Source organism: Pseudomonas sp. PH1b, assembly GCF_000633395.1.
Classification (GTDB): Bacteria; Pseudomonadota; Gammaproteobacteria; order Pseudomonadales; family Pseudomonadaceae; genus Aquipseudomonas.
In genome coordinates, this window is the sequence record NZ_AYMU01000004.1 from 319,149 (window position 1) to 341,935 (window position 22,787).

19 protein-coding genes are annotated in these 22,787 nt (G+C 63.8%); 10 read left to right on the forward strand and 9 right to left on the reverse strand.

The features are described 5' to 3' along the window. Positions 1-209: 209 nt before the first annotated feature. From U873_RS0108295 to emhA, 4 genes are all read right to left on the reverse strand, one after another. Positions 210-1,472, reverse strand: a complete 1,263-nt coding sequence (locus U873_RS0108295) for an OprD family porin (protein ID WP_025127801.1) — start codon at positions 1,470-1,472, stop codon at positions 210-212. Positions 1,473-1,775: 303 nt separating this feature from the next. Then, positions 1,776-3,236 (reverse strand): AdeC/AdeK/OprM family multidrug efflux complex outer membrane factor, encoded by a 1,461-nt coding sequence (locus U873_RS0108300; protein ID WP_025127802.1) that lies wholly within the window; start codon positions 3,234-3,236, stop codon positions 1,776-1,778. Continuing rightward, a complete protein-coding gene (emhB, locus tag U873_RS0108305; protein WP_025127803.1) occupies positions 3,233-6,379 on the reverse strand; it encodes an efflux RND transporter permease subunit EmhB in 3,147 nt (1,048 codons plus the stop codon). Before emhB ends, U873_RS0108300 begins: the two co-directional genes overlap by 4 nt. Before the next feature lie 3 nt (positions 6,380-6,382). After that, positions 6,383-7,540, reverse strand: a complete 1,158-nt coding sequence (emhA, locus tag U873_RS0108310; RefSeq protein WP_025127804.1) for an efflux RND transporter periplasmic adaptor subunit EmhA — start codon at positions 7,538-7,540, stop codon at positions 6,383-6,385. Between the two features lie 265 nt (positions 7,541-7,805). Between emhA and emhR the strand changes: the two genes are divergently transcribed. Together emhR and U873_RS0108320 are read left to right on the forward strand one after the other, a co-directional pair. Continuing rightward, positions 7,806-8,438 carry an efflux system transcriptional repressor EmhR gene (gene emhR / locus U873_RS0108315; RefSeq protein WP_025127805.1) on the forward strand — a complete coding sequence of 211 codons (633 nt, stop codon included), beginning with the start codon at positions 7,806-7,808 and terminating at the stop codon, positions 8,436-8,438. Positions 8,439-8,600: 162 nt separating this feature from the next. Then, positions 8,601-9,485 carry a DMT family transporter gene (locus U873_RS0108320; RefSeq protein WP_025127806.1) on the forward strand — a complete coding sequence of 295 codons (885 nt, stop codon included), beginning with the start codon at positions 8,601-8,603 and terminating at the stop codon, positions 9,483-9,485. 152 nt (positions 9,486-9,637) lie between these two features. Here the strand turns inward: U873_RS0108320 and U873_RS0108325 are convergent, their stop codons facing one another. Genes U873_RS0108325 through U873_RS0108335 form a run of 3 tightly spaced genes read right to left on the reverse strand, consistent with a single transcriptional unit; the run spans position 9,638 to position 12,206 of the window. Next, positions 9,638-10,687: an alkene reductase gene (locus tag U873_RS0108325; protein ID WP_025127807.1), complete on the reverse strand. Its 1,050-nt coding sequence runs from the start codon at positions 10,685-10,687 to the stop codon at positions 9,638-9,640. 31 nt (positions 10,688-10,718) lie between these two features. Then, positions 10,719-11,885, reverse strand: a complete 1,167-nt coding sequence (locus U873_RS0108330) for an MFS transporter (protein ID WP_025127808.1) — start codon at positions 11,883-11,885, stop codon at positions 10,719-10,721. An 18-nt stretch (positions 11,886-11,903) separates the two neighbouring features. Then, a complete protein-coding gene (locus tag U873_RS0108335; RefSeq protein WP_025127809.1) occupies positions 11,904-12,206 on the reverse strand; it encodes a helix-turn-helix transcriptional regulator in 303 nt (100 codons plus the stop codon). Positions 12,207-12,359: 153 nt separating this feature from the next. On the opposite strand from U873_RS0108335, the gene U873_RS0108340 reads away from it, so the two are divergent. Further along, positions 12,360-12,950, forward strand: coding sequence for an ACP phosphodiesterase (locus tag U873_RS0108340; protein ID WP_025127810.1), 591 nt, complete (start codon positions 12,360-12,362; stop codon positions 12,948-12,950). Positions 12,951-13,037: 87 nt separating this feature from the next. Here the strand turns inward: U873_RS0108340 and U873_RS0108345 are convergent, their stop codons facing one another. Then, entirely contained in the window at positions 13,038-13,832 is a 795-nt protein-coding gene (locus tag U873_RS0108345; protein ID WP_025127811.1) for a lysophospholipid acyltransferase family protein, read from the reverse strand. Next, entirely contained in the window at positions 13,832-14,587 is a 756-nt protein-coding gene (olsB, locus tag U873_RS0108350; protein WP_025127812.1) for an L-ornithine N(alpha)-acyltransferase, read from the reverse strand. The genes U873_RS0108345 and olsB overlap by 1 nt, the downstream gene beginning before the upstream one ends. Positions 14,588-14,727: 140 nt before the next feature. Here olsB and U873_RS0108355 point away from each other — a divergent pair, with 140 nt between their 5' ends. From U873_RS0108355 to U873_RS0108385, 7 genes are all read left to right on the forward strand, one after another. Next, on the forward strand, positions 14,728-15,627 hold the full coding sequence (locus tag U873_RS0108355) for an acyl-CoA dehydrogenase family protein (RefSeq protein ID WP_025127813.1): 900 nt from the start codon (positions 14,728-14,730) through the stop codon (positions 15,625-15,627). Positions 15,628-16,295: 668 nt separating this feature from the next. Then, positions 16,296-17,393, forward strand: a complete 1,098-nt coding sequence (locus U873_RS0108360; protein WP_025127814.1) for a serine hydrolase — start codon at positions 16,296-16,298, stop codon at positions 17,391-17,393. Beyond that, positions 17,390-17,719 (forward strand): hypothetical protein, encoded by a 330-nt coding sequence (locus U873_RS0108365; protein WP_025127815.1) that lies wholly within the window; start codon positions 17,390-17,392, stop codon positions 17,717-17,719. The genes U873_RS0108360 and U873_RS0108365 overlap by 4 nt, the downstream gene beginning before the upstream one ends. 171 nt (positions 17,720-17,890) lie before the next feature. Next, positions 17,891-19,066 (forward strand): M20 aminoacylase family protein, encoded by a 1,176-nt coding sequence (locus U873_RS0108370; protein ID WP_025127816.1) that lies wholly within the window; start codon positions 17,891-17,893, stop codon positions 19,064-19,066. A gap of 98 nt (positions 19,067-19,164) precedes the next feature. After that, entirely contained in the window at positions 19,165-20,475 is a 1,311-nt protein-coding gene (locus U873_RS0108375) for an MFS transporter (RefSeq protein ID WP_025127817.1), read from the forward strand. Further along, on the forward strand, positions 20,472-21,929 hold the full coding sequence (locus U873_RS0108380) for an amidase (RefSeq protein ID WP_115658591.1): 1,458 nt from the start codon (positions 20,472-20,474) through the stop codon (positions 21,927-21,929). Before U873_RS0108375 ends, U873_RS0108380 begins: the two co-directional genes overlap by 4 nt. Before the next feature lie 85 nt (positions 21,930-22,014). Further along, positions 22,015-22,785: an IclR family transcriptional regulator gene (locus U873_RS0108385; protein ID WP_025127819.1), complete on the forward strand. Its 771-nt coding sequence runs from the start codon at positions 22,015-22,017 to the stop codon at positions 22,783-22,785. Positions 22,786-22,787: the final 2 nt, after the last annotated feature.

Here is a 22,787-nt window from a genome sequence, read left to right on the forward strand (position 1 = left end):
TAGGAGCCGGCTTGCCGGCGAAGGGGCCCGCCAGCTGGATCGCGTCGCCCCGGTTCGCGAGCAAGCTCGCTCCTACAAAAGCGGGGTGGTGCATTTCGCGGTTGTAGGAGCCGGCTTGCCGGCGAAGGCGGCCCGCCAGTTGGGCCGCGTCGCCCAGGTTCGCGAGCAAGCTCGCTCCTACGACGACGGGGCCCGTCAGTGGGGGGAGGTCACAGCAGGTTGAGGGGATAGCTGACGATCAGGCGGTTCTCGTCGAATTCGTTGTTGCTGAAGTCCCGGCGCATCGTCGAGTTGCGCCATTTCAGGTTGAGGTTCTTCAGTGTGCCGCTCTGCACGGTGTACGCCAATTCGCTTTCCCGACCCCACTCCTTGCCGTCGCTGACGGTGGCGGTGTGTACGTTGCTGCCGCTGATGTAGCGGTTCATCAGGGTCAGGCCCGGTACTCCCAGGGCGACAAAGTTGTAGTCGTGGCGCAACTGCCAGGATTTTTCCTGGGCGTTGTCGTAGCTGGCGTTGAAGCTGTCGTTGGCCAGGGTGCCGCCGCTGGTGCCATTGACCCGCATCCAGGCGCTGTCGCCCGTGAGCTTCTGCAGGCCGACATAGAAGGTGTGACCGCCGTACTTGGCCGAGAACAGCCCGGACCAGGTGCGGTTTTCCAGGTCGCCGGCCCGGGCGCTGCCATCTTCCTTGCCGTAGAAGAAGCCCAGGTTGGCGCCCAGGGTCCAGTCGCCCAGGGGCTGGCTGTGGATCAGGTTGACGAACTGCTGGCTGTAGATGTCCTTGAGTTCGGCGTTCCACAGGCCGATCTGGGTGCGCTTGTCGTTGAAGCTGTATTCCGCGCCCTGGAAGTTGAAGCGATCGGAGGTGAAGGCCGCTTTGCCGAACATGCTCATGTCGCTCATGCTGCTGTCGTCGCGCGGGCTGTTGGCGCGGAACTGGCCGCCGTAGAGCGTCAGGCCGGCGATTTCCCTGGAGGTGATCTGGCCCCCGCGAAAGGTTTGCGGCAGCGAGCGGCCGTCATCCGAGCGCAGGATCGGCAGCACCGGCATCCATTCCCCGACCTTGACCTCGGTTTGCGACAGCCGGGCCTTGAAGGCCACGCCCAGGCGCCCGAAGTTGTCCGCCGGGCGGCCATCGTGATCCAGGGGCAGCAACTGGCTGCCGCCGGTGCCCCGTCCGCCATCGAGTTTCAGCGAGTACAGCCCCAGCACGTCCAGGCCGAAACCCACGGTGCCCTGGGTGAAGCCGGACCGGGCGTCGAGGATGAAGCTCTGGGTCCATTCTTCTGCCTTGTCCTGGGCTTTGGTCGGGTTGGTGAAATTGCGGTTGATGTAGAAGTTGCGCAGGTTGAGGTTGGCCTGGGCGTCTTCGAAAAAGCCCGACTCCTCGGCCATTGCCGGTAGGGCGACGGCACTCACCGACAAGGCCAGAAGGCTGGGCAGAAGGAGCTGAGGCGCGGTGATTGGCTTCATGTGTCGGTCTCTCTAATTGTTAGGGGTGCAGCCAGCCATTGCCGCCGGAACGATCAGGCGGACAGGTTTCAGGAAAACGAGGGGCGTAGCGGTGAAGGATCAGCCGGAGCGGGCAGGGCGTGGAGGCATGGCATCGAACCTATTGTTATGGGTATGTCCGGGTGCCGGGAATGGTGCGTCGTGGGTCGGGGGCAATCAATTGGACAAAGCGCTTTCTGGGCGATCATCGAACACAAATGTTCGAGGCAGTCCATATAAAAAAACCCACCGTCAGGTGGGTTTTTCATGCAGCCGGGTGGTGCTTCAGAACAGGTGCAGCGCAGGTGCCTTTTCAGACTGCGGTTCGTTCTTCGCGGTCTGTTCGCTCCAGCCACCGCCGAGCGCCTTGTACAGATTGACGTCGCTGGTGAGCTGCGACAGGCGATCGGTGATCAGCGCCTGCTGGGCACTGAACAGCGAGCGCTGGGCGTCGAGGAAGGTCAGGTTGCTGTCGACCCCGATGCGATAGCGCCGCTCGGCCAGACGGTAGTAGTCCTGGTTGGCGTTGACGAAGTCACGCTGGGCCTGCAACTGCTGGTTGTAGGTCTGGCGTGCCGCCAAGCCATCGGAGACTTCCTGGAAGGCGGTCTGGATGGACTTCTCGTACTGCGCGACGCTGATGTCTTTCTGGATCTTCGAGTAGTCCAGGCTGGCGCGCAGGCTGCCGGCGTTGAAGATCGGCAGGTTGATCTGCGGCTGGAACAGCCAGGTGCCCGATCCACCCTTGAACAGGCCCGACAGGTCGGGACTCAAGGTCCCGGCATTGGCGGTCAGGCTGATGCTCGGGAAGAACGCCGCGCGCGCCGCGCCGATGTTGGCATTCGCCGCTTTGAGCTTGTACTCGGCTTCGAGGATGTCCGGACGCCGTTGCAGCAGCTCCGACGGCAGGCCTGCTGGCAGGTCGCTCAGCAGGTCGGCCGCCAGGGGCTGGGCGGTTGGCAGGTTGGCCGGGATCGCCGTGCCCAGTAGCAGGGTCAGGCTGTTCTCGTCCTGGGCCACCTGGCGGGTGTAGCGCGCCAGTTGCACCCGGGCGTTTTCCACCGAGGTCCGCGATTGGCTCAGGTCCAGGGCCGAAGCCACGCCGACTTCGTTGCTGCGCGAGGTCAGCCGGTAGCTTTCCTCGTAGGCACCGAGGGTGTCCTGGGTCAGTTTCAGCAGTTCCTTGTCGGCCTGCCAGGTCATGTAGGCGTTGGCCACGCTGGCCACCAGGCTGATCTGGGTGCTGCGACGGGCTTCTTCGCTGGAGAAGTAGGTCTGCAAGGCCTGCTCGCTCAAGCTGCGTACGCGACCGAACAGGTCCAGCTCATAGGCGCTGACGCCCACGGTGGCCGAGTACTGGCTGGTGATCCCGGCTTCGCCGGTCTGCGACATGCGTGCCGGAGTACGCTGGCGGCTGCCGCTGCCATTGGCCGATACCGCCGGGAACAGGTCCGCCCGCTGGATCTGGTACTGCGCCGCATAGGCGTCGATGTTCAGCGCCGCTACCTTGAGGTCGCGGTTGTTTTCCAGAGCGGTCTGGATCAGCTGCTGCAGTGCCGGGTCATGGAAGAACTGCCGCCAGCCCTGTTCGGCGGCCGCCACGTTGGCGGCCTCCTTTGGCGAGTAGGCAGGGCCTTGGGGGAATTGCGCCGCCACCGGCGCTTCCGGGCGCTGATAATCCGGTATCAGCGAGCAACCACTTAGCGCGATGGCGGTGATTGCCAGGGAGAGTAGCGACTTGCTCATTGGCCAGCCTCATTAGAAGTAGCAGTAGTTTCTGATTGGTCCGCTTTCCTGCGGCCCATGGAAGACACGGTGACGAAGAACAGCGGTACCCAGAAGATCGCCAGGATGGTTGCGGTGAGCATACCGCCGATCACCCCGGTACCGATCGCATGCTGGCTGCCCGAACCGGCGCCGCTGGAGACGGCCAGTGGCACGACCCCGAGGACGAAGGCCAGGGAAGTCATGATGATCGGCCGCAGACGCATGCGGCAGGCTTCCACCGCAGCGTCCACCAGGCTGCGGCCCTGCTCGTGCAGTTCCTTGGCGAACTCGACGATCAGGATGGCGTTTTTCGCCGCCAGGCCGATGGTCACCAACAGCCCCACCTGGAAGTACACGTCGTTGGACAGGCCGCGCAGGCTGGTGGCCATCAGTGCACCGATGATCCCCAGCGGAACCACCAGCATCACCGCGATCGGAATCGACCAGCTTTCATACAGCGCCGCCAGACACAGGAACACCATCAGCAGGGACAAGGCGTACAGCGCAGGTGCCTGGGAGCCCGACAGACGTTCCTCGTAGGACAGGCCGGTCCAGGAGATACCGACACCCGCCGGCAGCTTCGCGGCAAGCGCTTCGACTTCGGCCATGGCCTCACCGGTACTGTAGCCAGGGGCCGGGGCACCGAGGACTTCCATGGCTTCCACGCCGTTGTAACGGGCCAGCTTCGGTGAACCGTAGATCCACTCGCCCTTGGCGAAGGAGGAGAACGGCACCATGGTCCCGGCACTGTTGCGCACGTACCACTTCTTCAGGTCTTCCGGGCTCATCCGCGAGTTGTTCTGACCCTGGATGTAGACCTTCTTCACCCGGCCACGGTCGATGAAGTCGTTGACGTAGCTACTGCCCAGGGCAATCGACAGGGTGTTGTTGATGTCGGTCAGGGTCACGCCCAGGGCGCTGGCCTTCTCGTCATCGATTTCCAACTGGTACTGCGGTTCATCGTTCAGGCCGTTGGGGCGGACCTGGGACAGCACCTTGCTCTGGGCCGCCATGCCGAGGAACTGGTTGCGCGCAGCCATCAGTTTCTCGTGGCCGATACCGGCACGGTCCTGGAGGAACACGTCGAAACCGGTGGCGTTACCCAACTCCAGTACGGCCGGAGGGGCGAAGGCGAACACCATCGCATCACGGAAGCTGAAGAAGTGTTGCTGGGCACGGGCCGCCAGGTTGAACACGCTGTTTTCCGCGGAACGCTCGCCCCAAGGCTTGAGCATGATGAAGGCCATACCCGAGCTCTGGCCGCGACCGGCGAAGTTGAAGCCGTTCACGGTGAACACCGAAGCCACGGTGTCCTTTTCCTTGTCCAGCAGGTAGGCGCGCATCTCGTCTACCACCACCTGGGTGCGTTCGGCACTGGAGCCGGCTGGAGTCTGTACCTGGGCGAACAGTACACCCTGGTCTTCTTCCGGCAGGAACGCCGTCGGGATGCGGGTGAACAGCCAGATCATGCCGATGACGATCAGCACATAGGCCAGCAGGTACGGAACCTTGTGGCGCAGCATGTTGCCGACGCCGCGCTCGTAGCTCTTCACGCTGCGGTCGAAGGTGCGGTTGAACCAGCCGAAGAAGCCGCGCTTCTCGGTGGCGTGCTCGCCTTGTGGTACAGCCTTGAGCATGGTGGCGCACAGGGCCGGGGTGAAGATCAGGGCCACCAGTACCGACAGGGCCATGGCGGAAACCACGGTGATCGAGAACTGCTTGTAGATCACCCCGGTAGAGCCGCTGAAGAATGCCATCGGCAGCAGTACTGCGGACAGCACCAGGGCGATACCCACCAGGGCTCCCTGGATCTGGCCCATGGATTTTTTCGTTGCTTCCTTGGGTGACAATCCTTCCTCGTGCATCACCCGTTCGACGTTCTCCACCACAACGATGGCGTCGTCCACCAGCAAGCCGATGGCCAGTACCATGCCGAACATGGTCAGGGTGTTGATACTGAAGCCGGCCGCCGCGAGGATGCCGAAGGTCCCCAGCAGTACCACCGGCACCGTCATGGTGGTGATCACCGTGGCGCGGAAGTTCTGCAGGAACAGGAACATCACCAGGAACACCAGGACGATCGCTTCGACCAGGGTTTCAACCACACCCTTGATCGATTCGGTCACCACCGGCGTGGTGTCGTACGGGAATACCACCTTCATGCCTTGCGGGAAGAAGGGTTCCAGGTCCTTGATGGTGTTGCGCAGAGCCTTGGCGGTGTCCAGGGCGTTGGCGCCGTTGGCCAGTTTCACTGCCAGACCGGAAGCCGGGCTGCCGTTGAACTGGGCGCTGATGGCGTAGTTCTCACCACCCAGGGCCACGTCAGCGACATCGCCCAGACGCACCTGGGAGCCGTCCTTGTTGACCTTCAGCAAGATTGCCTTGAACTGCTCGGCAGTCTGCAGGCGGGTCTTGCCGATGATGGTGGCGTTGAGCTGCTGGCCGGCCACGGCAGGCAAGCCGCCCAGTTGGCCGGACGACACCTGGACGTTCTGCGCGGCGACCGCGGTCTTCACGTCCACCGGGGTCAGGTTGAAGTTGTTCAGCTTGGCCGGGTCGAGCCAGATCCGCATGGCGTACTGGGCACCGAACACCTGGAAGTCACCCACGCCCGCGGTCCGCGAGATCGGGTCCTGCATGTTCGACACGATGTAGTTCGACAGGTCGTCCTTGGACATGCTGCCGTCCTCGGAAACCACGCCGATCACCAACAGGAAGTTCTTCACCGCCTTGGTCACGCGGATACCCTGTTGCTGCACTTCTTGGGGCAGCAGCGGGGTGGCCAGGTTGAGCTTGTTCTGGACCTGAACCTGCGCGGTGTCCGAGTTGGTGCCTTGCTCGAAGGTCGCGGTGATGGTCATGCTGCCGTCGGAGTTACTTTCCGAGGACACGTAACGCAGGTTGTCGATACCGTTGAGTTGCTGCTCGATCACCTGGACCACGGTGTCCTGCACGGTCTGTGCAGAGGCGCCGGGGTAGGTCACGGAGATCGCGATCGCCGGTGGAGCGATGCTCGGGTATTGGTTGATCGGCAATTTGAGGATCGATAGAGCCCCGACCAACATGATCACCAGGGCGATTACCCAGGCGAAGATCGGACGGTCGATAAAAAATTTCGACATGGTTTACTCCCCTTTGCCGCCTGCAGCTTTGTCAGTTGCCTGTGCAGGGGCCGGGTTCTTCGCTGAAACATTGGTGGCTTCGGTAGCCTTGACTTCAACGCCAGGCTTGACGAACTGCAGGCCTTCGGTGATCAGGCGGTCGCCGGCCTTGAGGCCGTCTTCCACCAGCCACTGGGTACCCACGGTACGGCTGGCCTTGAGCTGGCGCAGTTCGACCTTGTTGTCCGGGCCGACTACCAGGGCGGTTGGCGTGCCCTTGAGGTCACGGGTCACGCCTTGCTGCGGAGCCAGGATCGCCGCGCTGTTGACACCGGCTTGCAGCTGGGCGTGCACGAACATGCCCGGCAGCAGGGTGTGCTCAGGGTTCGGGAACACCGCGCGCAGGGTCACCGAGCCGGTGGTTTCATCCACCGAAACTTCGGAGAACTCCAACTTGCCGTCGAGCTTGTACTGGCTGCCGTCTTCCAGGGTCAGCTTGACCTTGGCGGCGTTGTCGCCAACTTTCTGCAGGCGGCCGCTTTCCAGCTCGCGGCGCAGTTCCAGCAGTTCTACCGAGGATTGGGTGACGTCGACGTAGATCGGATCCAACTGCTGGATCACCGCCATGGCATCGGCCTGGCCGTTGCTGACCAGGGCACCTTCGGTCACCGAGGAACGGCCGATACGGCCGGTCAGTGGCGACAGCACCTTGGTGTAGCGCAGGTTGATCTGGGCGGTTTGCAGGGAGGCTTCCGACTGCAGGCGATTGGCGACTGCGGTGTCGTATTCCTGACGGCTCACGGCCTGCTCATTGACCAATTGCTTGTAGCGATCGGAAATCGACTTGGTCGATTGCAGGTTGGCCTCGGCACTCTTGAGCGTGGCGGCATAGACCGACGGATCGATCTGATACAGCTGCTGGCCTTCCTTGACGTCTCCACCTTCCTTGAACAGGCGCTTGAGAATGATCCCGTTTACCTGAGGGCGAACTTCGGCGATGCGGAACGCGGTGGTCCGGCCCGGGAGTTCGGAAGTCAAGGTAAAGGCTTGTGGTTGCAGGGTGACGACGCCGACCTGAGGGGCTTGAGGGGCTGGCGCCGCCTCTTCCTTTTTACATCCGCTGAGCAGCGATGCCAGGGCGACGGCAGTGACCAGAGCGGTAACAGCTGGCTTGAATTGCATGTAGATCCTCGGGTCAGGCACGCGTGATGCGCACAAGAAAAGTGGAAGGGTAAAAAGAGTCGGCTGAGTGGATAAGTAGCTTGCTAAGGAATATACTTACGTTCATGGTTGTTTGTAAATACCCTGGCGGCGTACCCATCCGGTTACAGAAGCCCCTGTAGGTGTTGAATTGTAGGCTGGGCAAACGGCACTTGAGATGCCGTTCCATATTTATTCAGAAGGTCTTCACGCATCGCTGAAAGATCCTGATCGAGGTTTTACTGCCATGGTCCGTCGTACCAAAGAGGAAGCTCAAGAAACCCGCAGCCAGATTCTCGAGGCGGCCGAAAAGGCCTTTTACGAGCGGGGTGTGGCGCGTACCACCCTGGCCGACATTGCGGCGCTGGCGGGGGTCACACGGGGTGCTATCTATTGGCACTTCAGTAACAAGGCTGATCTGGTGCAAGCCATGCTCGACAGCTTGCGCGAGCCTTTGGACGAGATGGCCAAGGCCAGTGAAAATGTAGATGAGATGGACCCATTGGGCTGGATGCGCAAACTGCTCATTCATTTGTTCCATCAAGTTGCGCTGGATCCGAAGACCCGGCGCATTAATGAGATTCTGTTTCATAAGTGCGAATTCACCGATGAAATGTGCGACCTGCGTCGTCAGCGTCGCGTGGCCAGCCTGGATTGCAACGTGCATATCGAGTTGGGGCTGCGCAATGCAGTGAATCGTGGGCAGCTACCGGCAAACCTCGACACCGCCCGGGCGGCCATCAGTCTGCATGCCTTTATCGACGGCATGCTCTACCAATGGCTGCTGGCGCCCGATAGCTTCGCTCTGAATACCGAGGCAGAGCGCTGGATCGATATCGGGCTGGACATGCTGCGCCTGAGTCCCAGCCTTCGTCATTAAGACAACATGCGTAATTGAGTCAACTTATGTCAACATTTAAGGCGAACCGGGATCCCTCCGTTGATCGCCTGATTACGACGGGGTGCTTTTATATACGGGCTGGTTCTATCTTGATAGGTAGCGAGCTACGTATTTTGTAGGGAATTTGTGTCGAGTGTGTGAATGAGTGTGAGCCCCTCACCGTTCAATGGCGCCGAGCAACCGATCAAGGGCATCGCCTTGATCTGCCTGGCGGTTCTGCTCTTCGCCAGCCACGACACGCTGTCCAAGTATCTGTCGGCGTTTTATCCGATTGTCATGGTTGTATGGGCCCGGTATGTGGTGCATACCCTGTTGATGCTGGTGGTGTTCGTGCCCCGCAGCGGTTTCTCCGCGGTGGTGCGGACCAAGCGTCCCGGCCTGCAATTGCTCCGCGCCCTGTGCCTGATCGGCACCAGCCTGTTGTTCACCACCGGCCTGCGCTATATCCCCCTGGCAGAAGCCACCGCCGTCAATTTCCTGGCCCCCTTGCTGGTCACGGCCCTGTCCGTGCCGCTCTTGGGCGAGCGGGTCAGTCGCGCGCAGTGGCTGGCGGTGCTGGCGGGGTTTGCCGGGGTGCTGATCGTGGTGCGTCCCGGTGGCGCGTTGTTCACGCCGGCGATCTTGCTGCCACTGGGCTCTGCATTGTGTTTTGGCTTCTATCAGTTGCTCACGCGCAAACTCAGTGGCGTCGACAGCCCGACCACCAGCAACTTCCTCACCGGGATCTTCAACAGCTTGATCATGAGTGCGTTGCTGCCGTTCTTCTGGAGCACGCCGACCCTGGTTCACGGCCTGTTCATGATTGGCCTGGGCACCTGCGGCATGCTGGGCCACATGCTGTTGACCCAGGCTTTTCGCCACGCCGCGCCGGCAATGCTGGCGCCCTTCAGCTATGGGCAGATCCTGTTTGCCGGGATGTACGGCTACCTTATTTTCGACCACACCCCCGACAGCTACGGCCTTGTCGGTATCGCGGTGATCTGCTTCAGTGGGCTGGCGGTGGCGTGGGCCCAGCGCAAGCGCTGATCCGGCTGTTCGCCAGCAATCTGACGTGGGCTGCAGGATTCCAGGCATGGCCGGCGGCATATCGCTGGCGCAGGCAAGAAGACCCCCTCAAAAAAGGCCATAAAAAAGCCCCGGCTCAAGTGAGCCGAGGCGTTTGGCTTGCAGGTGCAGGCTTACAGCGTCGGGTAGTCGATGTAGCCGACCGGGCCCTTGGCGTAGAAGGTTTCCGGATGTGCATCGTTCAGCGCAGCGCCGGCCTTGAGGCGGGCCGGCAGGTCCGGGTTGGCGATGAAGGGCACGCCGAACGCCACCGCGTCGGCCTTGCCGCTGGCCAGCCAGGCATTGGCGCTGTCCTTGGTGAAACGCTCGTTGGCGATGTAGGGGCCGCCGAAGGCCGCTTTCAGTTGTGGGCCCAGGCTGTCGGCGCCTTCCTTTTCCCGGGAGCAGATAAACGCGATGCCGCGCTTGCCCAGTTCACGGGCCACGTAGGTGAAGGTTTCCGCCAGGTTGTCATCGCCCATGTCGTGGGAGTCGGCCCGTGGCGCCAGGTGCACGCCAACCCGGCCGGCGCCCCAGATCTCGATGGCCGCGTCGGTGACTTCCAGCAGCAGGCGGGCACGGTTCTCCAGAGAGCCACCGTACTGGTCGGTGCGCTGGTTGGTGCTGCTCTGCAGGAACTGGTCCAGCAGGTAGCCGTTGGCACCGTGGATTTCCACACCGTCGAAACCGGCGGCCTTGGCGTTTTCCGCACCGACCCGATAGGCATCGACGATATCGGCGATCTCGGCAGTCTCCAGGGCCCGCGGAGTGGGGTAGTCGGCCATTGGGCGCACCAGGCTGACATGGCCCTTGGGCTGGATGGCGCTGGGCGCTACCGGGGTATCACCGTCGAGGTACGACGGGTGGGAGATTCGCCCGACGTGCCACAGTTGCAGGAAGATCTTGCCGCCGGCGCCGTGCACGGCCTTGGTCACGTTGGCCCAGCCACGCACCTGGTCGTTGGACCAGATGCCGGGCGTGTCCGGGTAGCCCACGCCCATGGGCGTTACCGACGTGGCTTCGCTGAGGATCAGGCCGGCTGAGGCGCGTTGCACGTAGTACTCGGCCATCAGTGCGTTGGGCACGCGACCGGCATCGGCGCGGCAGCGGGTCAGCGGGGCCATGATGATGCGGTTGGCCAGTTCGAGGTCGCCAAGTTTGATCGGATCGAAAAGAGTCGTCATGGAATGCAGCCTTCTATAAAGGAGGAACGGATCAGTGGGTCGCAGTAGCCAGCTCGGCATTGCCGCCCTGGCGGAAAGTGATCAGGGTCACCAGCAGGGCGAGGATCGCCAGGGCCGCAGCCGCCAGTGGCACGCTGGTCAGGCCGAAGCCATGGGCAATGACGCTGCCGCCGACCCAGGCGCCGAGGGCGTTGCCGATGTTGAAGGCGCCGATATTCAGGGTCGAAACCAGGTTCGGCGCGGCCTTGCCGAAGGTCACCACATTAACCTGCAGGGCCGGCACCGCCGCGAAGGAAGCAGTGGCCCAGAGGAACAGGGTGATCTCCGTGGGGATCAGCGCGACGCTGGTCCAGGTCAGCACCGTGGAAACCACGGCCATGGCCGCGAACACGCCGATCAGGGTGGCACCCAGGCGCTTGTCCGCCAGCTTGCCGCCGAGGATGTTGCCCAGGGTCAGGCCCAGGCCGATCAACAGCAGGGTCCAGGTCACGCCCTTGGGCGAAACCCCGGTGACATCACCGAGCAGCGGTGCAACGTAAGTGAAGAGGGTGAACATCGAGGCGGCGAACAGCGCGGTCATGCTCAGGGACAACCAGATCCCGGCGCCCTTGAGGGCTGCGAGCTCCGAGCGCATGTCGAGTTTTTCCTCGTCACGCTTGGCCGGCAGGAAACGCACCAGGCCGATCAGTGCGATCACCCCGATGAGCGTCACCGCCCAGAAGGTCGAGCGCCAGCCGGCTTCCTGGCCCAGGGCGGTGCCCAGGGGCACGCCGAGCACATTGGCCAGGGTCAGGCCGGTGAACATCAATGCCACGGCCGAAGCGCGCTTGTTGGCGGGCACCAGGCCCGCGGCGACCACCGATCCGATACCGAAGAAGGCACCGTGGCACAGCGCGGTGATCACCCGTGCGAACATCAGCACGTTGTAGTCACTGGCCAGTGCACACAGCAGGTTGCCGACAATGAAAATTCCCATCAGCGCCACCAGGGCCGCCTTGCGTGGCAGGCGGGCAGTGGCCAGGGCCATGAACGGCGCGCCGATGGCGACCCCCAGGGCATAGCCGGTGACCAGCCAGCCGGCGCCGGGAATCGATACCCCGAGGTCCGCCGCCACATCGGGCAACAGGCCCATGATGACGAACTCGGTGGTGCCGATGGCGAAGGCGCTCAGGGCCAGGATGATGAGTGAAAGGGGCATTGTCGGGTCCTTGTCAGATCAGAGCTGTTGGCTCATTTGCACGAGGAACTGCTGAATGGTTTCCTCGTTGCGTTTGAAAAAATGCCATTGGCCGACTTTGCGGCTGCTGATCAGGCCTGCACGTTGCAGGGTGGCAAGGTGGGCGGAGACGGTCGACTGCGACAAGCCGCAGCGTTGATCGATCTGCCCGGCGCAGACACCGTGCTCATTGCTGTGAGCCTGATCGGGAAATTCGACAGTCGGGTCTTTCAGCCAGTGCAGGATTTCTCTGCGTACCGGATGAGCCAGGGCTTTTATTATTTCGTCGAGGTCGAGGGACATGGCGGTGCTCGGTTTCCGTAAAACGTTGTATCGCGATGAGGCGAAATTTAAATCGTTATTTCGCGATATACCAATATGATTTTGATCTTAACTCATTACTTATCGGAATATCGGGTTATAACGATATGTTGAGCGCGGTGCTAAACTGCGCCGATGAATTATCTCGCACATCTGCACCTTGGCGGCCAGCGCCCGGGTCAATTACTCGGCAGCTTGTATGGCGACTTCGTCAAAGGTCGCCTGCAAGGGCAGTTTGCCCCCGAAGTCGAGGCGGCGATCCAGCTGCACCGGCGCATCGATACCTACACCGACAGCCATCCGCTGGTGAGCGCCGCGTTGTCCCGGTTCTCCCTGACCCGGCGACGTTACGCGGGCATCGTCATCGACGTGTTCTTTGACCACTGCCTGGCCCGGGACTGGGCCCAGTATGCCGATCGTCCCCTGCAGCAGTTTACCGCCGACGTGTACCGGGTGCTGGCGGCCGAGCCGCAGCTGCCGGGGCGCCTGGCGCAGATTGCGCCCTATATGGCCGCCGATGACTGGCTGGGTTCCTACCGGGATTTCGAGGTGCTGGAGCAGGTATTGCGCGGCATCGCCCGGCGCCTGTCGCGGCCCGAGGAACTGACCGCCGCGATGATCGAGCTGGAGCGGCTGTATCAGCCCTTGAGCGAAGATTTCCGAGCCTTCTACCCGCAACTGCAGAGCTTCGCCGCAGAACGCACCCAACCGGATGACGCCTTGTAGGAGCTGGTTTGCCAGCGAAGGCGTCCTCGTCGGCGATGCCTGTCTCAAGGGCCTCTTCGCCGGCAAGCCGGTTCCTGCGGGAGGTGCTCAGGCGGCGACCAGTTCACCGCTGCGGCGTGGTTCGGCAGGCTGTGCAACATCGCCGAACAGGGCCTTCTGCACGGCTTGCTGGGCCTGGAAGGCCAGCGCCGCACGCTCCTGGCCCTGGCAGGCAATGGGCTTGAGCAGATGGATTTCCACCCGGCCCTGATCGTTGGCGAACAGCCGCATCAGGTGGGAGAGCAGGTCATCGTCGCCAATGAAGGGGGCCAGAGTGTCGACCTGACCGTCGCGCAAGTAACGGATCGCCACCGGCTGCAGGGCCACTTCGGCATCGATGGCGCTGGCCAGCAGGCGTCCGTGGAAGGTGCGCAGGCTGTGGCCATCGGTGGTGGTGCCTTCGGGGAACAGCAGCAGTGGGTGCTGTTCCTGCAGGTGCCGGGTCATCTGTTTGCGGATCAGCTGGCTGTCGCCGGCGCCGCGACGGATGAACAGGCTACCGGCCTTGGCCGCCAGCCAGCCGGCCACCGGCCAGGTACGCACTTCAGCCTTGGACAGGAACGACAGCGGGGTGAGCATGCCCAGCAGTGGGATGTCGGTCCAGGACACATGGTTGCTGACCCAGAGCATTGGCTGGCGCGGCAGCTCGCCGTGCACCGTGACCCGGAATGGCAGGGCATTGGCCAGGCGCGCCATGAAGAAGCGCGACCAGCGCTGGCGCCGCACCATCGAGTTGGCGATGCCCAGGCGTTCCAGCAGGCCAAAGATACTGGCCATGCTCAGGCCCAGGGCCACCACCAGCAGTACCCGGGCGATGCGCCCGTAGACCCGCAGCCGGCGCATCAGACCGCCGCCTTGAAGTGCCGGGCGTAGCGCGGGCACAGCTCGTCACGCTTGAGCAGGATGAACACGTCGGCCACCTGGAAGTCCTGGTCCCAGCAGGGTTCGCCGCAGATCTTCGCCCCCAGGCGCATGTAGGCCTTGAGCAGGGGAGGCATCTCGGCGATGACATTGGACGGCATGTCCAGGTTGGGCAGCGGGTTCTTCGGTTCGGCCCGCAGGTGTTCGGTGCACAGGTAGCGCTCGCGCAGGCGTTGCATGATCGCGTGGGCCTGCACGCCGCCGTCCTGCATGGGGATGCTGGCGCAGCCCATCAGGTAGCTGTAGCCGCCCTGGTTGAGCACTTCCGCCAGTTCGCCCCAGAGCACGGCGATGGTGCCGCCGTTGCGATAGGCCGGGTCGACGCAGGTGCGGCCGATCTCCAGGATCGGGCCCTTGAGGTGCACCAGGCCGTGCAGGCTGAATTCCTCTTCGCTGTAGAAACGCCCCAGGCTGCTGGCGGCCTGGTGGTCCAGCAGGCGAGTGGTGGCCACCAGGCGCCCGGTGTTCAGGTCGCGCACGCCGATGTGGCTGCAGTGAACGTCATAGTCATCCATGTCCAGACCCAGCTCCGCGCCCTTGAGCTTGGCGTTGAACTCGCCGCTGAATACGTTGAAACGCAGGGCTTGGGCTTCCTCCAGGGCCTGGGCGCCGATCAGGCGTTCGGCTTGCAGGCGGCGTTCAGTGCCGGTGTCGCTGATGCGGGCGATCTGAGTCATCGTGAATCTCCGTGCGGGCTACCGACCCGCCTTGGGTTGCAGCCAATCGACTTTGTTGTGCAAAGTCAGGCTATGTAGCCCCGGTGTCATCGCCATGAAGCTTTGGTGATGCTTATATGACAGCCCCTGAGGACCTTCGAATGCCCTGGCAAGCCCTGCTCGACAGCCGTCAACGATTGCCCGCAAACCCCGACCTGGCCGAGGGCTACGGGGCATTGCTGGCGCATCTGGGCAATGTCACGCCCTTCGAACTGGCGGTGCTTGGCGGGCGGCTGATGGCCACCCCGGGGCTGGCGTTCCTGGTGGGCTACCAGGCTGCATTGCGCATGTTGTGGCCCAGTGCACCGCCGAGCCTGGGTGCTTTGTGCGCGACTGAAAGTCGCAGCCTGCGCCCGGCAGACATGCAGACTCGCCTGGAGGACCTGCGCCTGAACGGACGCAAGGACTTCGTCACCGCCGGCGATGCCGCCGACTGGTTGCTGGTGGCGGCCCGCAGCGAGGCCCCGGGAGAAAAACCGGCCCTGCGCCTGACCGTGGTCTACGCCGGCGAGCCCGGGGTCAAGGTCCAGACCCTGCCCGCCATCGCCCTGATGCCGGAGATCAGCCACGGCTGTCTGCTGCTCGACAACGCGGCTTGCGAATTGCTGGCAGGCGATGGCTGGGATGCCTACGTCAAACCCTTCCGCAGCCTGGAGGACATCTATGTCCTGAGTGCCATGCTCGCCTGGCTGTATGGCGTGGGGCAGGACAGCGGCTGGCCGCAGCCCCTGCAACTGCAGTTGCTGGGATTGCTTGCGGGCTGCGCCGAAGTCAGTCGGCAAAACCCCTGCTTGAGTAGCGGGCACATTTTATTGGGCGGCTTGTTCATGCAGTTCCAGGCATTGCGACCTGACATCGACGCCGCGTTCGCCAACGGCCCTGAGCCTTGGCGCAGCCAATGGACCCGGGACCAGGCCCTGCTGGACCTGGCCGCCAGCGCCCGGGAGCAACGCCTGGCTAAAGCCCTGGCCTCGTTTCAGGAACGGCGCCCCCTTGCGTAAGATCCGGCTTGCCGGCGAAGGGGTCTGAAGGTTCTGCACAAGGCTCGATGACCCCTTCGCTGGCAAGCCAGCTCCTACGAGGCGGGATGCCGGGCTGTTGTAGGAGCCGGCTTGCCGGCGAAGAGGCCCGAAGTTTTTGCACAAGGCTCGATGACGCCTTCGCTGGCAAGCCAGCTCCTACGAGGTAGGATGCCGCGGGCTGTTGTAGGAGCCGGCTTGCCGGCGAAGAGGCCCGAAGTTTTTGCACAAGGCTCGATGACGCCTTCGCTGGCAAGCCAGCTCCTACGAGGCTGGATGCCGCGGGCTGTTGTAGGAGCCGGCTTGCCGGCGAAGGGGTCTGAAGGTTCTGCACAAGGCTCGATGACGCCTTCGCTGGCAAGCCAGCTCCTACGAGGCGGGATGCCGGGCTGCTGTAGGAGCCGGCTTGCCGGCGAAGAGGCCTGAAGATTTTGCACAAGGCTTGATGACGCCTTCGCTGGCAAGCCAGCTCCTACGAGGCGGGATGCTGGGCTGCGGTAGGAGCCGGCTTGCCGGCGAAGAGGCCTGAAGATTTTGCACAAGGCTTGATGCCCCTTACGCCAGCCAGCGCCAACAAGCGAGGGCCCTTGCAGTGAAACTGTCATCCGCCTCAACTAGGCTCGGCCACTGACGTCATTCGAGGCTCATCCATGGTCAAAGGTCCGATCCTGCTGGCGTTGCTTGCATGTCTCTGCATGCCGGCCCGGGCCGAGGAGTGGCCGGCGCAACAATGGAGTCGGGGTCCGGCCGTCGATAGCCCGGCGCTCAAGGCTCTGGAGGACTACGCCTTCGTGCCCAGGGACGACCAGTCCCACGAAGGCATTCGCACTGACGCCTTGCTGGTGATCCGCGATGGCCAGGTGCTTTACGAACGTTATGCCGGCGCCACCGGACCACAGACCCCTCATCTCATCTGGTCTGCCAGCAAAAGTCTGTTGGCGGTGGTGTTGGGCGTTGCCTTCGGTGAAGGCCGCTTCCAGCTCCAGGACCCGGCGGCGAAGTATTACCCGGCGCTGCAGCAGCATCCGGCTATCACCCTGGAGCACTTGCTGCACTGGGCCTCGGGGCTGGACTGGCAGGAAGACTACGAATACGCGCCGCTCAATTCCTCGGTGGTGGCCATGCTCTACACCCGCGGTCATCGGGACATGGCGGCCTTCACCGCGCAGCGCGCTGCTTCCAGCCCACCAGGCCAGGACTTCCGCTACTCCAGCGGCGATAGCAACCTGCTGGCGGCGAGCCTGCGGGGCATGGTCGGCGCCGAAAAGTATCCGGACTATCCCTGGCAGGCCCTGTTCGACCCTTTGGGCATCACCCAGGCGGTGTGGGAGCGGGATGCTGCCGGCACGTTCGTCGCCTCCTCCTACCTTTACCTGACGGCTCGCGACCTGGCGCGGGTCGGCCTGCTGATGCAGCGTGAGGGCCGCTGGCGCGACCGGCAGTTGCTGCCCAAGGCCTGGGTCGAGTTCAGTCGTACGCCGTTCGCCGGCTACCGGGCCAATCAGGATGTGGCGGTAGCGGGGGGGCACTGGTGGCTCAATCGCTCGGTGGACGGTGCGCCCCGCCCCTGGCCCGATGCGCCGGAGGATAGCTACGCGGCCCTCGGGCACTGGGGACAGGCGCTGTATGTGCTGCCCTCGGAGCGCCTGGTGATCGTGCGCTACGGCGACGATCGTGACGGCAGTTACCAGCACAATGAACTGCTCAAGCGAGTCATCGCCACGTTTGCCGTGCCGGGGTCACCATGACGCGCCGCCCCTTCATCCGTCGCCGTCCGCTGCTCAGCCTGCTGCTGGTGGCCCTGGTCCTGCTGCTGGGCTGGGGCTGGCAGCAACGGCTGGCCCTGCAGGCTTTCCCGGACATCCTCGGTGCCTACACCGCCAAGGAATACTGCTCCTGCCGTTACGTCATGCAACAACCTGCCGACTCCTGCCGTGGCTATGTACGCCAGTACCTGCCCATCAGCGATTTTGTCGATGACCCGCAGTCCCGACGCGTCACCGCCAGCGCTCTGGGACGCACCCACAGCGCGCTCTGGCTGGGGCCTCGGGAAGGCTGTCGCCTCGAGCCCTGAGCCCGGTTGCGCGGTCCACGGCATTTTTCTGTTCCATCCAGTGGAACCACATTTGATTGTCCTGTGCTCCGGCTCGCGGTTATCTGAAGTCGAGCTTCGAGCCTGCCTTGGCACCTCGTGCAACGCTCCGACAAAAAGAACGGGACACACCCGGCCCAGAGGAGATACGCCATGACCCGACACCCGCACATCCTTGCCTGGCTCAGTGATGTTGCCAGCGACTTGCGGGCCATCCGCCAGGATATTCATGCCCACCCGGAGCTGGGCTTCGAGGAGAACCGCACGGCGGCGCTGGTAGCCCGCTGCCTTGAAGAGTGGGGGTATGAGGTGCACACCGGCGTCGGCCGGACGGGCGTCGTGGGCGTGCTGCGCAACGGCAGCGGTTCGCGCACCCTGGGCCTGCGGGCAGACATGGACGCCTTGCCGATCATCGAGAACACCGGGGTGCCCTACAGCAGCCGCTACAGCGGTTGCATGCACGCCTGCGGGCATGACGGCCATACCACCATTCTTTTGGGCGCCGCCCGCTACCTGGCCGCCACCCGGCGGTTCGACGGCACCCTGAACCTGATCTTCCAGCCTGCCGAAGAGGGCCAGGGCGGCGCCGAGGCGATGCTCGCCGATGGCCTGCTGGAGCGCTTCCCCTGCGATGCGCTGTTCGGCCTGCACAACATGCCGGGCCTGCCCGCCGGACACCTGGGGTTTCGCCAGGGGCCGATGATGGCCTCCCAGGATTTGCTCAACGTCGTCGTCGAAGGCGTCGGTGGCCACGGCTCCATGCCGCACCTGGCGGTGGACCCGCTGGTGGCCGCAGCGAGCATGGTCATGGCGCTGCAGACGGTAGTGGCGCGCAATATCGATGCTCAGGAGTCCGCGGTGGTCACGGTTGGGGCGCTGCAGGCCGGCGAGGCCGCCAACGTGATTCCCCAGCAGGCGTTGTTGCGCCTGAGCCTGCGGGCCCTCAATGCGCCGGTACGCGAGCTGATGCTGGAGCGGGTCAAGGCAATCATCCGGACTCAGGCCGACAGCTTTGGTTGCACCGTCAGCATCGAGCATCGCCCGGCCTACCCGGTGCTGGTCAACAGCGCGGAAGAAACCGAGTTTGCCCGGCGCATCGGCGTCGAGCTGGTGGGGGCCGACGCGGTCGACGGCAACACGCCGAAACTGATGGGCAGCGAAGACTTCGGCTGGATGCTCCAGCGTTGTCCCGGCAGCTACCTGTTCATCGGCAATGGCGTGGCCCAGCCGATGGTGCACAACCCGGGTTACGACTTCAACGACGACATCCTGCTCACCGGCGCGGCGTATTGGGGCGCCTTGGCGGAAAGCTGGCTCAAACCGTCCTGAGCCTTTCTGTTCCTGTGTTGCGCGCGTGCCGGGCGTGGTCCACGCCCGGCACTTTTCCGAGCCCGCCAGAAGGCTCAAAAGTACCCAAGGAACCTCCCATGAGCGCTTCGACACCCTCTGTTTCCAAGACCCGGCAAGTGGTTGCCGCCGTGGTCGGCAATGCCCTGGAATGGTATGACTTCATCGTCTATGGCTTTCTTGCGAGTTTCATTGCGCGGCACTTTTTCCCCGCAGAAGACCAATACACGTCGCTGCTGATGGCCCTGGCCACCTTCGGCGTGGGCTTTTTCATGCGCCCGGTGGGGGGCGTGCTGCTGGGGGTGTATTCCGACCGCAAGGGGCGCAAGGCGGCGATGCTGGTGATCATCCAGCTGATGACCCTGTCGATCGCCATGATCGTCTTTGCGCCCACCTACGCCGCCATCGGCCTGGGCGCACCGTTGCTGATCGTGGTGGCGCGCATGCTCCAGGGCTTTGCCACCGGCGGTGAGTACGCCAGTGCCACCGCCTACCTGGTGGAGAGTGCACCCCCCCACAGAAAAGGCCTGTACGGCTCCTGGCAGTTGGTGGGGCAGTGCCTGGCGGTGTTCAGCGGCGCGGCGATGGTGGCGGCGGTGACGCATTTCTTCTCGCCGCAGACCCTGGACCTCTGGGGCTGGCGCCTGCCCTTCGTGATCGGCCTGCTGATCGGGCCGGTGGGGTTGTGGATCCGCAAGTACATGCAGGAGCCGCAAGCCTTTGTCGAGGCACGCAAGCAGGTCCGCGGCAAGGGCCCCGGGCTGTGGCAGGTGGTGGTGGCCCATCGCCGGGCGATCCTGGTGTCCATGGGCATGTGCTGCGGTGGCACGGTGTCCTTCTATGTGGTGCTGGTGAACATGCCGACCTTCGCCCATACCAACCTCGGCCTGCCCCTGGACCAGGTACTGCTGGTGCAGATGTTCGCCGTGGCCCTGATGACCCTGGTGATTCCCTTTGCCGGGGCCCTGTCCGACCGCGTTGGCCGGCGCCCGGTACTGATGGCCTTCACCCTGGCGTTCTTCGTCATGGTCTACCCCTTGTATGTATGGGTTGCCGAAGCGCCGTCCATCGAGCGCCTGCTGGTGATGCAGATACTGCTCTGCGGGGCCATCGGTGGTTTCTTCGGACCTGGCCCCACGGCCCTGGCCGAGCAGTTTCCCATCGAGGTACGTTCCACGGGGGTATCGGTGGCGTATAACGTCACAGTGATGCTGTTCGGTGGCTTCGCGCCACTGATTGTGACCTGGCTGAGCAAGGTCATGGCCACCCCGGTGGCTCCCGCTTTCTACGTCTTGCTGACCTCGGTCCTCAGCCTGCTGGGTACCTATTGCATGTATGACGCAGTCAGAGACGACAAACCCGATGCCCTGACCCTGGGAGGCGAATCTTGAGCGAGCACAATCCACCGACCGACGCCATCGTCGAGCTGGACGCCCTGGACCTGTCCCGGGCGATCCATGCCCGCGAGCTGTCCTGTCGCGAAGTGATGCACGCCTACCTGGCGCAGATCGAGCGTTGCAACCCGCCCGTCAATGCCCTGGTGTCCCTGTGCGAGCCCGAGGCGCTGCTGGCCCAGGCCGACGAGCGTGACCGGCAACTGGAGCAGGGGCAATCGCTGGGCTGGATGCATGGCATGCCCCAGGCGATCAAGGACCTGGCGGCCACTGCCGGGCTGACCACCAGCATGGGCTCGCCGCTGTTCGCCGAGCAGGTGCCCCAGGTGGACGCCATCAGCGTGGCGCGAGTGCGGGCCAGTGGCGCGATCATCATCGGCAAGAGCAACGTGCCGGAGTTCGGCCTGGGTTCCCATACCTACAACCAGTTGTTCGGTACCACCGGCAATGCCTATGACCACAGCCTGAGCGCCGGCGGCAGCAGCGGCGGGGCAGCGGTGGCCCTGGCGCTGCGCATGCTGCCGGTGGCCGATGGCAGCGACATGATGGGCTCGTTGCGCAACCCGGCGGCGTTCAACAATGTGTTCGGCATGCGCCCCTCCCTGGGCCGCGTGCCGTTCGGCCCGACTCCGGAGCTGTTCGTGCAGCAACTGGCCACCGAGGGGCCGATGGGCCGCACCGTGGCCGATGTGGCACGGCTGTTGAGCACCCAGGCCGGCTACGATCCGCGGGCGCCGCTGTCCCTCAAGGAGGATCCGGCGCTGCTCAATGCGCCCCTGCAACGGGATGTGCGCGGCCTGCGCCTGGGCTGGCTGGGGGACTACAACGGCTACCTGGCCATGGAGCAGGGGGTGCTGGGGTTGTGCGAAAAGGCCCTGGGCGATTTCACCCACCTGGGCTGCGAGGTGGAGCACTGCCAGCCGGAATTCTCCCTGGCCGAGCTGTGGGACTGCTGGCTGGTGCATCGGCATTGGCTGGTCCAGGGCTCCCTGGGAGGGCTGCATGGCGATCCGGACAAACGCCGCTGGCTCAAGCCCGAGGCGCGTTGGGAATTGGAGGGCGCGGCGAACCTGAGTGCAGCGGATGTCTATCGCGCCTCCCAGAGTCGCAGCGACTGGTATCGCGCCCTGCTGCGGTTGTTCGAACGCTACGACTTCCTGTTGCTGCCCACCGCCCAGGTGTTCCCTTTCGATGCACGGCAAGCTTGGCCGAGGCAGATCGATGGGCAGGAAATGGACACTTATCACCGTTGGATGGAAGTGGTGATCGGTCCAACCCTGGCCGGGCTGCCCACCATCAGCATTCCGGTGGGGTTCAATCTGGCCGGATTGCCCATGGGCCTGCAGATCATCGGCCCGGCCCAGGCCGACCACGCCGTGCTGCAACTGGCTTATGCCCATGAACAATTGACGCAGTGGGTGCGGCAGCGGCCGCCAGGCAACCTGCGGTAACCAAGCAGGTGTCGCCGCCAAGGTCCGGGGGCCCGCATCTTGCTGGGTAAAACCTTTAGCCATCCTCAGTCAGGGAGTTCGGACCATGGCCAGCAAGGTAGAAACCGGCAGCGTACGCTCAGTGGAGCGCGCCCTGGCCATTGTCGAGTTGCTCGGCCAGCACCAGGCCCTGGGCCTGGAAGAGCTGCACTACCTGACCGGCCTGGCCAAGGCCACGGTGTCGCGCATGCTCCTGACTCTGCAGGAGCAGGGCTGGATCTACCGCGGCCTGAGTGATCGACGCTACCGCTTGAGCGCCAGGAGCCTGTTCGGTGACAGCCGGCAGCGTTTCAAGCGCCAGTTGGTGGAGCAGGCGGTGCCCTGGCTGCTGGAATTGAGTGCACGTACCGGGCTGGTCAGCGACCTGTCGAGTTTCGACGGCGATTGCCTGGAGGTCCTGGAAAGCGCGGTGCCCGCAGTGCTGCGCAAGCGCTACCCGAGCAACAGCCGGATTGTCGGGCAGCACGCCAGCCTGTTTCATTCCGCCATGGGCAAGGCCTGCCTGGGCGCACTGCCCAGTGCGGAGATAGAGCGTCTGGCGCAACGTGAACAGGTGCCCAGCGAAGACCGGCAGCAGGCCTGCGCCCAGTCCCTGCACCTGGGATTTGGCCAGCGCACCGAAGGCCATTGGGAATACCCGGTGCGCCTGCCATTCCTGATTCGAGCCGTGGCCTTGCCGCTGCAGGCCGAAGGCCGGGTGATCGGCAGCATCGCCCTGCACTGGCCAATGGACCTGGGCTGCGTCGAACAGGTGCGCAATCGCCACCTGGGGCTTTTGGCCGACACCATCGAACACCTGCAGAAAACCCTCGCCTGAGT

What these genes read in the sequence shown, in the direction of transcription:
- U873_RS0108295 (WP_025127801.1), bottom strand. Translation starts at nt 1,472, where the DNA reads ATGAAGCCAATCACCGCGCCTCAGCTCCTTCTGCCCAGCCTTCTGGCC.
- U873_RS0108300 (WP_025127802.1), bottom strand. Translation starts at nt 3,236, where the DNA reads ATGAGCAAGTCGCTACTCTCCCTGGCAATCACCGCCATCGCGCTAAGT.
- emhB (WP_025127803.1), bottom strand. Translation starts at nt 6,379, where the DNA reads ATGTCGAAATTTTTTATCGACCGTCCGATCTTCGCCTGGGTAATCGCC.
- emhA (WP_025127804.1), bottom strand. Translation starts at nt 7,540, where the DNA reads ATGCAATTCAAGCCAGCTGTTACCGCTCTGGTCACTGCCGTCGCCCTG.
- emhR (WP_025127805.1), top strand. Translation starts at nt 7,806, where the DNA reads ATGGTCCGTCGTACCAAAGAGGAAGCTCAAGAAACCCGCAGCCAGATT.
- U873_RS0108320 (WP_025127806.1), top strand. Translation starts at nt 8,601, where the DNA reads ATGAGTGTGAGCCCCTCACCGTTCAATGGCGCCGAGCAACCGATCAAG.
- U873_RS0108325 (WP_025127807.1), bottom strand. Translation starts at nt 10,687, where the DNA reads ATGACGACTCTTTTCGATCCGATCAAACTTGGCGACCTCGAACTGGCC.
- U873_RS0108330 (WP_025127808.1), bottom strand. Translation starts at nt 11,885, where the DNA reads ATGCCCCTTTCACTCATCATCCTGGCCCTGAGCGCCTTCGCCATCGGC.
- U873_RS0108335 (WP_025127809.1), bottom strand. Translation starts at nt 12,206, where the DNA reads ATGTCCCTCGACCTCGACGAAATAATAAAAGCCCTGGCTCATCCGGTA.
- U873_RS0108340 (WP_025127810.1), top strand. Translation starts at nt 12,360, where the DNA reads ATGAATTATCTCGCACATCTGCACCTTGGCGGCCAGCGCCCGGGTCAA.
- U873_RS0108345 (WP_025127811.1), bottom strand. Translation starts at nt 13,832, where the DNA reads ATGCGCCGGCTGCGGGTCTACGGGCGCATCGCCCGGGTACTGCTGGTG.
- olsB (WP_025127812.1), bottom strand. Translation starts at nt 14,587, where the DNA reads ATGACTCAGATCGCCCGCATCAGCGACACCGGCACTGAACGCCGCCTG.
- U873_RS0108355 (WP_025127813.1), top strand. Translation starts at nt 14,728, where the DNA reads ATGCCCTGGCAAGCCCTGCTCGACAGCCGTCAACGATTGCCCGCAAAC.
- U873_RS0108360 (WP_025127814.1), top strand. Translation starts at nt 16,296, where the DNA reads ATGGTCAAAGGTCCGATCCTGCTGGCGTTGCTTGCATGTCTCTGCATG.
- U873_RS0108365 (WP_025127815.1), top strand. Translation starts at nt 17,390, where the DNA reads ATGACGCGCCGCCCCTTCATCCGTCGCCGTCCGCTGCTCAGCCTGCTG.
- U873_RS0108370 (WP_025127816.1), top strand. Translation starts at nt 17,891, where the DNA reads ATGACCCGACACCCGCACATCCTTGCCTGGCTCAGTGATGTTGCCAGC.
- U873_RS0108375 (WP_025127817.1), top strand. Translation starts at nt 19,165, where the DNA reads ATGAGCGCTTCGACACCCTCTGTTTCCAAGACCCGGCAAGTGGTTGCC.
- U873_RS0108385 (WP_025127819.1), top strand. Translation starts at nt 22,015, where the DNA reads ATGGCCAGCAAGGTAGAAACCGGCAGCGTACGCTCAGTGGAGCGCGCC.